Raw genomic sequence first — 15,479 nt, 5'->3', positions numbered from 1 at the left:
GTCACGCCGCCCTTTCTCATGTCCTCGAACACGGAGCGCTCGAACTTCGAGATGTTCAGTCCGTCGATGATGATGCTCGAATCGTGAAGGCTACTCATTGCCGATGTCCGTTCAGTTTTGCGTGAAAGTCGAAATCAAGCCGTGCGTTCCACAGCCGGGCGCTCGCTCGCGCTTCCCCTTGCATGGCCTGCTTCCTCGAGCGCGGTCTTGGATGTTTCGCGCAACGAGAGGCCGCCGATCATCGCGAAGATCGACACGGCGATCAGGTAATACGCCGGCGACAGATTCGTTCCCGTCGCGGAGATCAGCCACGTCGCGACGAGCGGCGCGGTGCCGCCGAAGATCGTGTACGCAAGGTTGTACGTGATGGCCGATGCGGTGTATCGGGTCTTCGTGGCGAAAACTTCCGACAGAAGCGGGGCAGTGACCACGCCCGAAAGCACGGCGCCCACGGCGAGTAGCGCAACGCCAAACAATGAGCGGGACAAGTCGCCTGATCCGCCGAGCGCGAACGCGGGATAGACCGAGACGATGATGAAGATGCAGGTGCTCGCGATCGTCGTGCGGCGTCCCACCAGGTCGGAGAAAAGGCCCGCCAGAGGGCACAGGGCTGCGGCGAAGAAGAGTGCGAGCACGGTCGCGAGCAGCGAGGTTCCGCGAGACAGATGCCCGGCGACCTGCAGATACGTCGCGAAATACGTCGTGAACGTATAGAAGGACAGCGCCGTCACCGAGACGAACGCGCCGAGTCTCAGGATGTTTCCGGACTGCGAATGGAGGGTTTCCATCAAGGGCGCGTGCGCGACTTCCTTCTTCCCTTCGAGCGCCTTGAATGCCGGCGTCTCATGCAGGTTCACGCGCAGATAGACGCCGATGAGACCGACTGGCGCCGCGATCAAAAACGGAACGCGCCAGCCCCAGTCGACCATCGCTGCGGGCGACAGCGACGACTCGAGGAGATAGGCGACCACCGCCGCGCACGCGAACGACGAGAAAGTCGAAACCGGAACGAAGCTGCCGAAGAACGCGCGGCGGCGGCGCGGCGCATGTTCCATCACATAGGCGCAGGCGCCTGCATACTCGCCGCCGGCGGAGAACCCTTGCACGCAGCGGATGATCGTGAGAAGAAGGGGCGCCCAATAGCCGATGGTCGCATACGTCGGCAACAGCCCGATCAACGTCGTGGCGCCCGCCATCAACAGGATGGTGAAAGCGAGGGTTCGCTTGCGACCGATCCGATCCCCGACGACGCCGAAGAAGAGGCCACCGAGCGGTCGAAACGCAAAAGCAACCGCGAACACCGCGAACGTCTTCAAAAGCCCGACCGTCGGGTCGCCGCTCGGAAAGAACTCGCGGGTGAGAATGGTTGCGAGGAATCCGTATGCGGCGAAATCGAACCATTCGACGAAGTTGCCTATGGACGCCGCGGCGATGACGCGTCTGAGCGTCCTCGTGTCCACCTCTTGGGTTGCTTGATTCGGCATGGCGCTTTACCCCTTTCACATGTCGGTTTCTGTCCGAGTTGTAAAGGAGCGTAAGCGCACAAATTACTTAGGTCCATACGTGTCGATTACCTAGGTAATCGGTCAGCCGCGCCACCGTCGGCGCGCCCGGACGCCTATTGCTGAAGCCATGCCTGAACTTTCTCCGGATGAGCATCGACGAACTTCTTCGCCGCCACGTTCCAGTCGTTCGTGGCATTACCTTCGAGTTCGATCGCCTCGACGTCCGCCAGGGTCAGCTTGAAGTGCCGGACGAAGACGTTGGCCCGAGGAAACTTCTGCGCGAATTGCTTCGAGCCGAAACCGTGAATCTGCTCGTCGCCGCCCAGCACGGCTTTTGGATCCTTCAGATATCGCATCTTGTACTTCTGCCATAGCCAGTGCGGGCTCCAGACTGTCGCGACGATCCAGTTCTTCGACGGATAGGCACGCGATACCGCCGTCAGCATGCCGGCCTCGCTCGCCCTGACCAGGTTATATCCGGCGAGGTTGTATTCCTTGAGCGCTTTCTCCGAGGCGACCATCTCGCCAGCACCCGGCTCGATGCCCTGAATCGTGCTATTCAGCTTCGCTTTGACATCGGGCTTGTTGAGATCGGCAATGGAGGCCACCTCGCTTTCGGGCACATAGTCGGGAACCGCCCAACCGATCTTCGCGCCGGAATAGATGGCGCCCAGATCTTCCATGTCGTTCTTGTAGCGGGCGTAGTAGGCGGCGTGCGTGACCGGCAGCCAGGCGCCGAGCATCAGATCCACGTCTCCTCTCGCGAGCCCCTGGAACTGGATGCCGATATCCGCGTTCACCAGCGTAACGGGCTGTTGCAGCTTCGTTTCGAGAACGTACTTCGCGGTGTAGACGACCGCCTGCGTATCGGCCCAGTTGGTCAGCGTGATCTTGAGCGGATCGGCGGCATTCGCGCACATCGCGAACGTGATTGCGGAGACTGCAGCGGCAGTCTTCATGACGAAGCGTACGGACAAGGCATTCTTCATTCGACGTTCCTTGTATCGGGTTGGTTTAATGAAGACCGGGTACGTTGAAGTCTCCTGATCTATGAGCACAATCGTCTGCCAGGCGAATCTGCATCGCTGCGGGCGACGCCCTGCAGTCGGCAGTATTCGGGCGCATTGACGCGCCGTCAATGTTCTTTGACTTCCTGAGCGCATCAATTCGCTCATGCATGCAGCGCGCGCTTTGCACGGGACGTTTCAGAAAGGGTTTACGTGTAGAAAAGCGGGTCGACACCCTTGCTATGAGATATCTCGATGCGCAACCGAAATGAAAGCGTCGTGGCGGAGTCGGCAGATCATGCCGGGAAAAGCAGAAACAGCACGCCGATGATGCCGCTCACGGCCGGATCGAACGCTTCGGCCATCCGTGCGGACGGAAACATCATCGACGGCTCCGGGTCACGCCGTTTCCTCCGACGGATCATGTATACGCCGCCTGATCCTGGATCGTGTTGCGGTATCGGCCCGAGCGACTATCCTTAGCGATGCATCTCGCGCGACGTCTTCATGAAATTTCCAGCTCACGTCAAGAAGGAACGATCATGTCCACGCAGGCCTATGGCTACGATATTCTGCACAATCCCCGGCTCAATCAGGGTTCCGCTTTCTCGCAGGAGGCGCGCAGAAAATATCGCCTGGAAGGATTGCTGCCGCCCGGTGTGACTTCGCTGGAGATTCAGATCGCGCGCACGCATGCGCAACTGTCGCAACTCGACAATGACCTGCAACGATATCTGTTCCTGTCCGACCTTCAGGCACGCAACGAGACGCTCTTCTATGCGCTGCTCATGTCCGACCCGGCGGCTTTCATGCCGATCGTGTACACGCCTACAGTCGGCGAAGCGTGCCAGAAGTTCGATCATGTGTTCAGGGCCACGCGTGGCCTCTATGTCCCGATCGACGCGCGCGGCCGCGTGAAGGAGCTGCTGCGCAACTGGCCGGAACAGGATGTGCGGTTCATCGTCGTGACGGACGGCGAGCGCATTCTCGGACTGGGCGATCTCGGTGTGGGCGGCATGGGCATTCCGATCGGCAAGCTCGCGCTGTACACCGCCTGCGCAGGCGTGCCGCCGGCGGTTTGCCTGCCCGTCACGCTGGACGTCGGCACGAACAACGCCTCGTTGCTGGACGATCCGCTCTATCTCGGTCTGCGGCACGAACGCGTGCGCGGCGATGACTACAACGCATTCGTCGACGAATTCGTGAACGCGGTGCAGGAGCTCTATCCGAAGTGCTGCATTCAGTGGGAGGATTTCGCCAACTTCAACGCGGTGCCCCTGCTCGCGCGCTTCAAGGACAAGGTGTGCACCTATAACGACGATATTCAGGGCACTGCCGCCGTGGCGCTCGCGGGCATTTACGGCGCGCTGCGCATCTCGAAGCAGAAGCTGACCGACCAGCGCTTCCTGTTTCTCGGCGGAGGATCGGCGGCCACGGGCATTGCCGAACTGATCAGCGAGGCCATGGTGCTGGAGGGCCTCGATCTCGACTCGGCTCGCAGGCGCAGCAGTCTCTTCGACATCAATGGACTGATGGTGCGCTCACGCACCGACCTGGCCGACTTTCAGAAGGTCTTCGCGATCGATCACGAGCCGGTCGACACCTTCGTCGATGCGGTACGGGCGCTGAAGCCGACGGGCATCATCGGCGTGAGCACGGTGCCCAAGCTCTTCAGTCAGGCGGTGATCGAAGCAATGAGCGAAATCAACGAGCGGCCGATCATCTTCCCGTATTCCAATCCGACGTCGCGTTCCGAGTGCACTGCGGAAGAAGCGTACCGGTGGTCCAATGGCCGGGCGATCTTCGCGAGCGGAAGCCCGTTCGCACCGGTGCAGATCGAAGGCCAGAGCTTCGTGCCGGGGCAAGGCAACAACGTCTATATCTTTCCCGCGATGGGCATGGCGGTGTTCGCCACGGAAGCGACGCGCGTGACGGAGGACATGTTCATCGTCGCGGCGAAGGCCGTGGCCGAGCAGGTCAGCGACGAGAGCCTCGACAAGGGTCTGATCTACCCGCCGCAAAGCCGCATCTTCGAGGCGTCGATGCATGTCGCGGCGTCGGTGGCGGAGTACATCTTCGATCATGGTCTCGCGCGTGTCGAACGGCCGGCCGATCTCGTCGCGCATATCAAGTCGGCCGCGTACGCGCCGGCTTATCGGCCGCTCTAGCGCGGTCTCGCTCGCGCTGTTCCAGTTGCTCGACAAGCCAGCACCTCTCGATCAGGAAGGATCGACGATCGCATGCGCCTTGTCGCGCAGTCAACCGTCTGCGGATCGCGCACCTCGGGAGCGCCATCCGCGAGCAAGTATCATTCCGCAGAACGAACGAGCGCCCAGGGTATTCCCCGATGCTCGGCCGTGTCGATTCACGCTGCGATGCATCGTCGTAGAGATGTGTCCCGTTACCCGAGTGAAAGAGAGCCCAACATGACTACCGGAACCATCCGTCTTCACCGTGTCTTGCGCACGACGCCCGAACGCCTCTACCGTGCGTTCCTCGAACCCGATGCAATAGCAAGGTGGCTGCCGCCTTACGGCTTTACCTGTCAGGTCCACCACATGGATGCGCGCCCGGGCGGCACCCACAAGATGTCGTTCCGCAACTTCGGCACGGGCAACGGTCATTCGTTCGGCGGCGAGTACCTCGAACTCGTGCCCTTCGAAAAGATCCGCTACACGGACCGCTTCGACGACCCGAACCTGCCGGGCGAAATGCAGGTTACCGTCTCGTTGCGCCAGGTGTCGTGCGGGACCGAGCTCAGCATCGTGCAGGAGGGCGTGCCCGAAGTCATTCCCGTGGAGATGTGCTACCTCGGCTGGCAGGAGTCGCTGGTTCAACTGGCGAGGCTGGTGGAGCCCGAGATCCCCGACTGAAGAAGCGCGCGATCAGGCCTTGCGCTGATCGGCTAAGATACTGCGCCCCGCCTCATCAACTCATAACGTGGAGTGCTTTCCGTGATCCAGCCGAGCAGCGTATTCAAGGACAACCTGGCCCAGATGCCCGCCATCGATGGCATCGAGCGCATCGATCTCGTCGACGGCAAAGGTGATCTGGTCGCGAACATCGAGAACAAGCCGGGCAAGCAAGGCTCGCTCGCGGTCTACCACTATCTGAAGCAGGCGTTCGGCACGCTCGACGCGAAGGCCGCGGAGCACGGTCTTGCCGTGTTCGCCGAACATACCGCCGATGCGCGCAATCGTCCGGGCGCGCATCCGAATGTCGATCGCCTGCTCGCGGTCGTCGATGGCGGCGAAGCGCTGCGTATCGACGTGATTCAGGCGAAGTAAGCGTCGTGCCCGTTCCGCCATCGACGGAACGGGCCGTCAGTCCGCTCAGACGCGCAACTCGACGCGCTTGATGTCCTTCACGATCACGAGATAACTGAACACCGTGATCAGCGCATTGATCCCGACGAACGCCAGTGCGCCGTTGAACGAGCCCGACTGCGCGACGAGATAGCCGATCACGATCGGCGTCACGATGCCCGCGACGTTGCCGAACATGTTGAAGATCGAGCCCGAAAGCCCGATGGCTTCCTTCGGCGACGTATCCGCGACCACCGCCCAGCCCAAGGCACCGATGCCCTTGCCGAAGAACGCGAGCGACATCAACGCGACCACGACCCAGTCCGTATCGACGTAATTGCAGCCGATGATGCACGACGACAGCAGCATGCCGCCGACGATCGGCGCCTTGCGTGCCAGCGTGAGCGAGCACCCGCGCCGGATCAGGCCATCGGAGATGACGCCGCCCAGCACGCCGCCCGTGAAGCCGCAAATGGCCGGCAGCGAGGCGACGAAGCCCGCCTGCAGGATCGTCATGTGGCGCGCCTGCACGAGATAGATCGGGAACCACGTCAGGAAGAAGTACGTGAGCACGTTGATGCAGTACTGCGCGAGATACACGCCGAGCAGCATGCGGTTCGTGAGCAACTGTCTGACGACGGGCCAGCCCACGCTGTTCGTCGCTTCCCGCGATGCGCCGCCCGCGCGCTGATGACCGCGGACGATACCGCCACCTTGCTCGATATATTCCAGCTCCTGCCGGTTCACGCGCGGATGGTCCGCCGGGTTCTTCATCACCGAGAGCCACGTGAGCGCGAGCAACAGGCCCGCGATGCCCATCACGATATAGACCTGATGCCAGCCGAACGCGTGCGTGAGCCACGCCATCAGCGGCGTGAAGATGACAGCCGCGAAATACTGCGCGGAGTTGAAGATCGCCGATGCCGTGCCGCGCTCCGTCGTCGGGAACCAGCTCGCGACGACCTTCGCATTGGCCGGGAACGCGGGCGCTTCCGCCGCGCCCATTGCGAAACGCAGCACGAAAAGCGCCGTCACGGCGGTCGCCGCGCTGCCGAGCAGGCCGATGGCGCTTTGCAGCAACGTGAAGAGCGACCACAGGAAGATGCTCGCCGCATACACGCGCCGCGCGCCGAAGCGATCGAGCAGCCAGCCCGCGGGCATCTGCGAGAGCACATACGCCCAGCTGAAAGCCGAGAAGATGTAACCCATGCGGATCGCATCGAAACCGAATTCGGCGCGCATCGCCGAGCCGGTCACCGAGAGCGTCGCGCGGTCCGCATAGTTGAACGTCGTGATGACGAAGACCAGCAACAGAATGAGATAGCGCACGCGGGTGCGCTTCATGACGTCCGCGGGATTCGCGGTGCGGCTCATCGACATGGACTTCCCCTTTGATTCGATCGTGCTGATGCACGAAGGGCCGCACGGGCGGCCCTCATGTGCGAAGCTACTTCCGCGCTTCGCTGTCTCCTTCCGTACCGCTTACTGCGCGCCGAGCTTCTTGATCAGCACGTCGAGCTGCTCCAGCTCGTCTTCCGTCAGATCGGTCAGCGGCGCGCGCACCGGACCCGCGTCGTGGCCGACGAGCTTCGCGCCCGCCTTGACGATCGACACCGCATAGCCCGCTTTGCGGTTGCGGATCTTCAGGTACGGCAGGAAGAATTCGTCGATCAGCTTGCCGACGGTTGCCTGATCGTCTGCCGCGATCGCGCGATAGAACTGCATCGCCGTCTTCGGGATGAAGTTGAATACCGCCGACGAGTACACCGGCACGCCCAGCGCCTTATACGCGGCTGCGTAGACTTCGGCCGTCGGCAGGCCGCCCAAGTACGAGAAGCGGTCGCCGAGACGGCGGCGGATCGTCACCATGTTTTCGATTTCGCCGACGCCGTCCTTGAAGCCGATCAGATTCGGGCAGCTATCCGCCAGTTGCTCCAGCATGTCGGCATTGAGCTTCGAGTTCGCGCGGTTGTAGATGATCACGCCCATGTTCGGCACGGCCTTGCACACTTCCTCGGCGTGCGCGCGGATGCCTTCCTGCGACGCTTCGGTCAGATAGTGCGGCATCAGCAGAACGCCTTGCGCGCCTTGCTTCTCGGCTTCTTGCGCAAACGCGATGGCCGTGCGCGTCGGGCCGCCCGCGCCGGCGAGGATCGGCACCTTGCCGCGGCACACTTCGGTGGCCGTCTTCACGATCTGCGAATATTCGGGTTGCGTGAGCGAGAAGAACTCGCCCGTGCCGCCCGCGACGAACAGCGCTGAAGCACCGTAGGGAGCCAGCCATTCGAGGCGCTCTGCGTAGGTATCTGCGCGGAAGTTGCCTTGCTGGTCGAAATCCGTCACGGGGAAGGAGAGCAGACCTTCGGAAACGATTTGCTTCAGTTCTTGCGGTGTCGTCATGATGTGCGTGTCTGGTTGGTCAGCGACCGGCGGGTGCCGAGCTTATAGGTCATCGTACAACACACCGCGACGTCAGACAACGGGTTAAAGCCAATGTAATCAACGGATACGGGTAAATACTAACCCGCTTTGATCGTCTATGTTGTAGGATGACATAACTCCAACCGCAGCCGCGCGGGTGTCGTTCCCTCAAGGATTCGTCAGAATGAATCAAGCCCCTCTCTATATTCGCGTCCATCCGGATGACAACGTCGCGATCGTCGTCAACGACGGCGGTCTCGGCGAAGGCGCCACGTTTTCCGATGGCCTCGTGCTGCGCGAGCGCGTGCCGCAGGGCCACAAGGTCGCGCTGAAGGATCTCGCGGAAGGCGACGCGGTGATCCGCTACAACGTGGTGATCGGCTATGCGACCAAAGCGCTGCCGAAGGGAAGCTGGGTGAACGAGCACGTCACGCGCATGCCGGCGTCGCCCGAGCTGCACGATCTGCCCATCGCGACGATCAAGGCGCCTGACGAGTCGCCGCTCGAGGGCTTCACGTTCGAGGGCTATCGCAACGCGGACGGCTCGGTCGGCACGCGCAATATCCTCGCGATCACGACGACCGTGCAATGCGTCGCGGACGTGGTGCAGCACGCGGTCACGCGCATCAAGGCCGAATTGCTGCCGCAATACCCGAATGTCGATGACGTCGTGAGCCTCGGCCACACCTACGGCTGCGGTGTGGCGATCGACGCCCCCGACGCGATGGTGCCGATCCGCACCGTGCGCAACATCGCGCTGAATCCGAACTTCGGCGGCGAAGTGATGATGGTGAGCCTCGGTTGCGAGAAGCTGCAGCCCGAGCGCCTGATGCCGCCGGGCACGATTCCGATCGCGGCTGCATCCGCGCAAACGGAAGATGTCGCGGATATCGGCGACAACCTCCACGACGACAACGGCGGAACCGTCGTGCTGCAGGACGAATCGCACGTCGGCTTCGGGTCGATGATCGATTCGATCATGCGCATGGCCGACACGCATCTGAAGCGGCTGAACAATCGCCGTCGCGAGACGTGTCCGGCGGCGGATCTCGTCGTCGGCGTGCAATGCGGCGGCAGCGATGCGTTCTCCGGTCTGACGGCGAATCCGGCGGTCGGCTTCGCGACCGATCTGCTCGTGCGCGCGGGCGCGACCGTAATGTTCTCGGAAGTCACGGAAGTTCGCGATGGCGTCGCGCAGCTCACGGCGCGTGCGGCAAACGGCGACGTGGCGCAGGCGATCATCCGTGAGATGCAGTGGTACGACGATTATCTGAAGCGCGGCGGCGCGGACCGCAGTGCGAACACGACGCCGGGCAACAAGAAGGGCGGCCTCTCGAACATCGTCGAGAAGGCGATGGGGTCCATCGTCAAGTCGGGCAGCTCCGCCATCTCCGGCGTGCTGTCGCCGGGCGAGAAGGTGAAGCAGAAGGGCTTGATTTACGCATCGACGCCCGCGAGCGATTTCATTTGCGGCACGCTGCAACTCGCGGCGGGCATCAACCTGCACGTCTTCACGACGGGGCGCGGCACGCCGTACAGCCTGGCCGAAGTGCCGGTGCTCAAGGTCGCAACGCGCTCGGATCTCGCACGCCGCTGGCACGATCTGATGGACGTGAACGCGGGCACCATCGCGACGGGCGAAGCGACCATCGCCGATGTGGGCTGGGAGCTGTTCCGGCTGATGCTCGATGTCGCGAGCGGCAAGAAGCAGACGAAGGCCGAGGCGCTCAGACTTCATAACGCGCTCGTGCTGTTCAATCCCGCCCCGGTGACCTGATCCGACCGCGCTTGTCGCGGACAACATTTCCTGCTTCACGAGCCGCACCCCGAAGGTTTGGACGCCGATCCACCTTCGGGGTGTTTTCTTTTGAGCCGCCTGGATTCTCGGGACAGGCGCCGGCAACCATTCCAGGGCGCGACCTTGCTACCTCCTCTGCCGCGACGTCCGGCCGCGTGAGCGATCGCGCCCAAGATTTCAACATCGTTCTATATGACCGGAGTGGTCGCGCCTTTATCGTTCAATGCAAGTCACTACACGATCGATGCGCAGGAGCGCGTCGAAGGGCAACTGCTTCTCATCGTATCGCTGTGACGACATCGCAGCGCGCTCCCGGCGTTCCTGCGACGCTCGCTGAACAATCGGACCGACGGTCGAGACCTGCGAGAGCCATTTGATCAGGAGGCCTCATTCGGCCTGTCAGGAGTTGTTTGAGATGGAAAAGACAAGAATCGCCATCGTCGACGATCAAGGCGAGCGCTATCTGTCGCCCATCGCGCACGCTTCGCTGGAGCGCTTCGGCGCGATGCCGGAATACAAGCGATTCATGGCGCTTACCCGCCGTCAGATGGAAGTGACGGGACTGATGCTGTGCGGCCTGAGCGTCTGACCGAGGGCCATCATCTGCAGCGGTGCGACGCGCAAACATGCCAGCACCATCGTGATCGGGAACATGCCGACGCTCGGCATGTACATCATCTGGGCATTGCGCTCTTCGCTCGTCTGGCGAACATGCTTGGCGACCTCCCAGAGGTTTGCGCCTTGCAGCGGGATGAACTCGTGGAACACTTCCTTGCCCGCATCATCGACACGGCCTTCATAGCCCATGCCGACGAGATGGAACTTGTCGCGCATCGCCACCATCGTCTGCGAATGCGTGCGATAGATCGAGTGATTCTTCGAGAACCATTCGAGCACGACGAGCAGCACGGGTTTTTCGCCCTGTTCGACCGCTTGCGCACGGCGTTCGACATCGTGGATGCCGAGGCTCGCGAGCTTGCGGCGAACCAGCGTATTGATGGGCTTCTTGATGTCGTGCTTGCCCGGCAGGTCGGCATAGCTGCAGTGCATGTACATGTCGTGGAAAACGCCCATCGGCAGCACGTCGACGCTTTCGACTTCGGCAAGACGCTCGGGCAGCCAGCTCAGCAGCATCTCACGCTTGGCGTGTGCGGAAGGCGTCGCGAGAAAGCGCGAGGACATGATCGTCGTGGCCATGCTGGCCGTCATCACCTTGTCGTGCTTCCAGAGCAGGTCCCAGTCGAGGCGAACTTCCGACTCCGGCAGATAAAAAAGCTGGAACTTGCGAAACTCATTGTTGCGCAGTTCGAGGGAATTGCGCGATTCCTCGTTCGCGCTGAGCGAACGGAGGATGTGGTCCGCGTTGCGGAACGAGCTGGCGGCGAACAGCGCGGCGAGCCATCGCTGAAACAGCATCAGTTTGCCGATGCCGTGGTCTGAAATAGTGAATTTCGGATCGGACGCCAGTGCCGTGATCGCGGAAGTGAGGCGCGTGAGCAGGTGGTCGTCCATGATGTCGCGCGCTTCGGCGGATTGCGCCCACGTGTCGACGTCCATGAGAACACCGTAATTCTGGTCGATCTTGTTGAGCAGTTCGAGAAGCATGCGACTCGCCTTCTCGTATTCGCGGCGATAACAGAGGTGTTCAAACTTTGCGATGCTGAATTTCATCTTTCGGTTCCTGGTCGTTTGTTCCGATGCGCCTCTGGCCGCTGTTTCGCTCGTGCCTCGCGACTGCCTGGCGCTGACAAGGAGAAGATTAAGGTTTCGACCGGACCTCACGAATAGAAGAAGTTCTAATTTCGCGGCGCGAATGTCGCGAGGCCGCGTCGACGAAACAGGCCGCGAAGTATTCGACGAATTCATTCCGCTCGCGGGCGCCAATCTGTGGGAGCACGTGCGCCAGGTGCGCGAAGTGAGCGAAGCGCGTCAGGCTCAGGCGATGTACATGCCGAGCGTCGGCATGTTCCCGACCACGATGGCGCTGGCGTGCCTGCGCGTCGCGCCCCTGCAGATGATGGCGCTCGGTCATCCCGCGACGACGCACGGTCATGCGATGGACTACGTGGTCGTCGAAGAAGACTACGTAGGCGACGAAGCGTGCTTCAGCGAGAAGCTGCTCTAGCTGCCTTCGGACGGCATGCCGTATCGTCCGCCTGCGGCGATGCTCGAACTCGATCTGCCCAAGCGCAAGCGCCTCAAGGCCGACCCCGTGAAGATCGCTGTCGCGGGCACGACCATCAAGCTCAATCCCGGCTTCCTGCAAACGTGCGCGGAGATCGCCAATGAAGCGCCGGTGCCTGTCGAGTTTCACTTTCTCGTCGGTCAGGCGACGGGCCTCACGTTCCCGCAGGTGCGCAACCTCGTGCACCGCCTGATGGGCGACAAGGCCGTGGTGCACAAGCATCAGGACTACGCGAGCTACATGAAGGTGATCGCGGGTTGCGACATGTTCCTGAACCCGTTCCCGTTCGGCAACACGAACGGCATCGTGGACACGGTGTGGGCGGGGCTCGTCGGCGTATGCAAGACGGGGCGCGAAGTGCACGAGCACATCGACGAAGGCATGTTCCGCCGTCTCGGCTTTCCGGAATGGACCATCGCCGGCACGACGCAAGACTACAAGGCGGCGGCGCTGCGCCTCATCGAAAACGAAAGCGAGCGGCGCGATCTCGCGCGGACGCTCGCAGGCAAAAAAGCCATCGAGAAGCTGATTTTCAAGGGACGTCCCGAGATTCTCGGCGAGCGCATTCAGGCGCTGTTGAAAAATCTGCATGGTGCCCAGGCACGCGTTGCGGTAACCGAAGCGAAGTGAGGTAAACATGAAAGAAACCAGCAAGGCAAGTCTGCGCCGTTCGCGCGAACCGGCATTCATCCAGCACTATTTCGTGGGCGACGGCATCGACATCTGCAGCGCCGATGATTCCCTCGCATCGCATGCACACGTCTTTCCGCGTTTGCGCAACGTGACGTCAGCGGTGCGCCAGTATCCGTACCGCTTCGACATCTACCATCAGGCGATGTTGGCGCTGCTGCGCTGGGATGCGCCCGAGCATGCCGACGCGATATGGAAGCAGTGCGTGGAGCGCCTGCCCGGCGAACATTTGCCGCGTCTTTACGAAGCATTGCACCTCATCGCGCGAGGCAAGCTGCACGAAGGCTTCGCTCTCCGAGAAGCGCTGATGGGCCCGCTGGGATGGAAACGCCGCACCACCACGCAGCCTCCGCGCGACGTGCCGGAGTGGAAGGGCGAATCGTTGAGCGGCAAGTCCATCGCCATCTGGAGCGAGTTCGGCCTCGGCGACGAGATCTTCTTTCTGCGCTTCGCGAAGATCATGCGCGAGCGTTGCGGCGCGAAGCGCGTGGTCGTCGTGTGTCAGGCGCCGCTCGTCGAGCTTTACGAAGCGTCGCTCGATGCCGGCGATGTCGTAGACGTGCGGGACGCGGCGAACCTGTCAGGAATCGATTACTGGGTGTTCCCGCACGCGATTCCCGCGCAACTGCCGCTCGAACTCGATGCGCTGCCGCCGACCGTGCCTTATCTGCGTGCGCCGGAAGCCGTTGCATCGAAGCTGCCCGAGGTCGCGCCCGGGAAGCTGAAGGTCGGCATCGTATTCAAGGGCAACCCGACGCACGAGAACGACGCCAGCCGCTCGCTCCCGTCGCTTGCCGTGCTGAACGATCTCTTCAAGGTAGACGGCATCGAATTCTTCAGCCTGCAGAAGGGCGCGGGCGCCGACGAGGCCGCTGAGTACGCGGAGCAGCGCGGGAACTTCCACGACGTGGGCGCGCATCTCAACACGATGGCGGAAACGGCGAGCGTGATCGCGGCACTCGATCTCGTGCTGACCGTCGATACGTCGGTTGCGCACGTCGCGGGCGCGATGGGCAAACCGGTGTGGCTGATGTTGCCGTCCTATGGCGACTGGCGCTGGCACTACACGCGTGAAGACAGCCCCTGGTATCCGACGATGCGCCTGTTCCGCCGCCGCTTCGGTTGCGACTGGTCGGAAGTCGTCGCGCGCATCGGCGGACACTTGCGGTGTCTGCTGGACGAGAACGCATCGCGCGAGGCCGCATGAAGGAACGCGTTTCTGTCGGCCGCGTTTTCGCGAGCTTCGTCTGCAACTTCATGCTTGCAACGGGCGTGCTGCTTTGGCTTGCCGACTTCGTTCACCGTGCGTGCAGCGCGTGTACGGCCCCGCAGCGCGCGTTGATCGGCATAGCGGGGGCAACGTGCATCGTATTCGCGCGGCCCGCGCTGACGGCGGGGCGCAGGAACCCGCGCCGCTCTTTCCATGATCGCGAGCCCGCCCTCGACGCCATGTTCGTCGGCCGTCTGATGGGGCTCGCGCTCGGCGTGATGACGCACTTGTGGCTCGGCATGCGGTTTAACTGAGCGCGCGATGGCGTTCGTCGCGAATCGAATTCCATCTATAGCTGCTGCGTCCTCGACGTTTGAAAATGAAGGCAAGCGGTAAAGCTCGGGAAAGGCGCGTCGCGTGTCGAACCTTTCGCGCGCCGCCCCGTCAGGACATCCGACCTTGCTTCGGCCCAGATTGCCGCCTTATCCAGGCGGTTTTTTTTTTAAAGCGGGACGGTTTCGACGATCGAAACGGTGTGTGCCTCGCGGTGCCGCACGTTATCGACATTGTTCGATACATGGTCCTGTCGCGTTTGACTACAGTGATGCGATCCAGACCAAGGCGTTGACGCAAGGCCTCGTGTGCGCGATGCCGGTGGCGGCTGCACTTCGACGCGCAATGCATCGCTGATCGGGAGACGGTCGCGTCATCCTTTGCACGCCGCATTGCTAGCCAGGTGCCCTTATGCTCGTTTTAGATTCGATCAGCCACGCCTTCCGGAAGTGTAGTGAAGCAGCGGGATTCGCATCGGCGCTCTTGATTTCGATGTTCGTCGGCATGTCGTTCGTCATCGTCGCCGCGCTCTGCCTGAAAACGTCGGAGTGGATGATATTGGTGCTGATCGCGGCCATCGTTATCGGATCGATGCTCGTGATCACCTGCATGCTCGTCGCCGGAGGCAGTGAAACCAGAAAGCGCGCGAGTTCCCGTGTCATGTCGATGCCGCTGCATCATTTCGCCCGAACCACGCAGCAAGCGGACGATGCATCCGATGCGTGCGGCGAGCCATGGAAAGGCGCAAAGCCGAATTGCAGCCTGTGCCGCTCTAGTGCCAAGCGCCTGCGCCTTGGCTGTTTCACCTGCAACGTTTACTGTGAAGGCCGGAAATGAACCATGCGGCTCTGGAGTCCGGCGGGCTCGCGCACATGCGAGGCTCAGCGCTAGTCTTTGAATTCGAATCCCGGTATCCTAAGACATACTCATTCTATTCCAGCCGGGTCGGGGGGCGCGTCAATGCACTGTTCCGTTCGTCTGTTGCATCGATCGCGTCGAGCAGCGCGTCTGTTTCGACTTCTGAA

15 protein-coding genes and 1 pseudogene are annotated in these 15,479 nt (G+C 62.0%); 10 read left to right on the top strand and 6 right to left on the bottom strand.

Annotation, left to right across the window (positions count from 1 at the left end; all coding sequences use genetic code 11):
• From NCR38_RS24265 to NCR38_RS24255, 3 genes and pseudogenes are all read right to left on the bottom strand, one after another.
• Positions 1 to 98: pseudogene (locus NCR38_RS24265) on the bottom strand (peptidase M19); the annotation flags it as partial.
• 36 nt (positions 99 to 134) lie between these two features.
• Positions 135 to 1,484: an MFS transporter gene (locus NCR38_RS24260; protein WP_061121911.1), complete on the bottom strand. Its 1,350-nt coding sequence runs from the start codon at positions 1,482 to 1,484 to the stop codon at positions 135 to 137.
• 134 nt (positions 1,485 to 1,618) lie between these two features.
• Positions 1,619 to 2,464 (bottom strand): glycine betaine ABC transporter substrate-binding protein, encoded by an 846-nt coding sequence (locus NCR38_RS24255; protein WP_061121919.1) that lies wholly within the window; start codon positions 2,462 to 2,464, stop codon positions 1,619 to 1,621.
• A 590-nt stretch (positions 2,465 to 3,054) separates the two neighbouring features.
• Here NCR38_RS24255 and NCR38_RS24250 point away from each other — a divergent pair.
• The 3 genes from NCR38_RS24250 to NCR38_RS24240 all read left to right on the top strand — a co-directional run bounded on the left by NCR38_RS24250 (position 3,055) and on the right by NCR38_RS24240 (position 5,799).
• Entirely contained in the window at positions 3,055 to 4,680 is a 1,626-nt protein-coding gene (locus tag NCR38_RS24250; RefSeq protein WP_061121920.1) for an NAD-dependent malic enzyme, read from the top strand.
• A 258-nt stretch (positions 4,681 to 4,938) separates the two neighbouring features.
• Entirely contained in the window at positions 4,939 to 5,385 is a 447-nt protein-coding gene (locus tag NCR38_RS24245; protein WP_061121912.1) for an SRPBCC family protein, read from the top strand.
• 81 nt (positions 5,386 to 5,466) lie between these two features.
• Positions 5,467 to 5,799: a DUF2322 family protein gene (locus NCR38_RS24240; protein ID WP_061121921.1), complete on the top strand. Its 333-nt coding sequence runs from the start codon at positions 5,467 to 5,469 to the stop codon at positions 5,797 to 5,799.
• Positions 5,800 to 5,844: 45 nt separating this feature from the next.
• Here the strand turns inward: NCR38_RS24240 and NCR38_RS24235 are convergent, their stop codons facing one another.
• Both NCR38_RS24235 and kdgD read right to left on the bottom strand, forming a co-directional pair.
• A complete protein-coding gene (locus NCR38_RS24235; protein WP_061121913.1) occupies positions 5,845 to 7,197 on the bottom strand; it encodes an MFS transporter in 1,353 nt (450 codons plus the stop codon).
• 102 nt (positions 7,198 to 7,299) lie between these two features.
• Positions 7,300 to 8,217 carry a 5-dehydro-4-deoxyglucarate dehydratase gene (gene kdgD, locus NCR38_RS24230; protein ID WP_061121914.1) on the bottom strand — a complete coding sequence of 306 codons (918 nt, stop codon included), beginning with the start codon at positions 8,215 to 8,217 and terminating at the stop codon, positions 7,300 to 7,302.
• Between the two features lie 205 nt (positions 8,218 to 8,422).
• On the opposite strand from kdgD, the gene garD reads away from it, so the two are divergent.
• Together garD and NCR38_RS24220 are read left to right on the top strand one after the other, a co-directional pair.
• A complete protein-coding gene (gene garD / locus NCR38_RS24225) occupies positions 8,423 to 10,015 on the top strand; it encodes a galactarate dehydratase (RefSeq protein WP_061121915.1) in 1,593 nt (530 codons plus the stop codon).
• 436 nt (positions 10,016 to 10,451) lie between these two features.
• Entirely contained in the window at positions 10,452 to 10,625 is a 174-nt protein-coding gene (locus NCR38_RS24220; RefSeq protein WP_250477713.1) for a hypothetical protein, read from the top strand.
• On the opposite strand, the gene NCR38_RS24215 is transcribed toward NCR38_RS24220, so the two are convergent.
• The gene (locus NCR38_RS24215) at positions 10,580 to 11,707 is read right to left on the bottom strand and encodes a hypothetical protein (protein WP_250477712.1); all 1,128 of its coding nucleotides are present in this window, start codon (positions 11,705 to 11,707) and stop codon (positions 10,580 to 10,582) included. The two genes, NCR38_RS24220 and NCR38_RS24215, sit on opposite strands and share 46 nt — an antisense overlap.
• A 142-nt stretch (positions 11,708 to 11,849) precedes the next feature.
• On the opposite strand from NCR38_RS24215, the gene NCR38_RS24210 reads away from it, so the two are divergent.
• The 5 genes from NCR38_RS24210 (at position 11,850) to NCR38_RS24190 (ending at position 15,291) form a co-directional block, all read left to right on the top strand.
• Positions 11,850 to 12,161, top strand: a complete 312-nt coding sequence (locus tag NCR38_RS24210) for a hypothetical protein (RefSeq protein WP_250477711.1) — start codon at positions 11,850 to 11,852, stop codon at positions 12,159 to 12,161.
• Positions 12,162 to 12,176: 15 nt separating this feature from the next.
• A complete protein-coding gene (locus tag NCR38_RS24205) occupies positions 12,177 to 12,851 on the top strand; it encodes a hypothetical protein (RefSeq protein WP_250477710.1) in 675 nt (224 codons plus the stop codon).
• A 7-nt stretch (positions 12,852 to 12,858) separates the two neighbouring features.
• Complete coding sequence (locus NCR38_RS24200) at positions 12,859 to 14,118, top strand: glycosyltransferase family 9 protein (protein WP_250477709.1); 1,260 nt, start codon at positions 12,859 to 12,861, stop codon at positions 14,116 to 14,118.
• Positions 14,115 to 14,435 (top strand): hypothetical protein, encoded by a 321-nt coding sequence (locus NCR38_RS24195; protein ID WP_061117248.1) that lies wholly within the window; start codon positions 14,115 to 14,117, stop codon positions 14,433 to 14,435. Before NCR38_RS24200 ends, NCR38_RS24195 begins: the two co-directional genes overlap by 4 nt.
• 430 nt (positions 14,436 to 14,865) lie before the next feature.
• Positions 14,866 to 15,291, top strand: coding sequence for a hypothetical protein (locus tag NCR38_RS24190; RefSeq protein WP_143756300.1), 426 nt, complete (start codon positions 14,866 to 14,868; stop codon positions 15,289 to 15,291).
• The last annotated feature ends 188 nt before the right edge of the window (positions 15,292 to 15,479 follow it).

Origin of the sequence: Caballeronia sp. INML1 (assembly GCF_023631085.1) — a bacterium.
In the GTDB taxonomy this organism is placed as follows: Bacteria; Pseudomonadota; Gammaproteobacteria; order Burkholderiales; family Burkholderiaceae; genus Caballeronia; species Caballeronia turbans.
The sequence above is the reverse complement of the archived record's forward strand: the minus strand, read 5'-3'. Positions and strand labels throughout refer to the sequence as shown.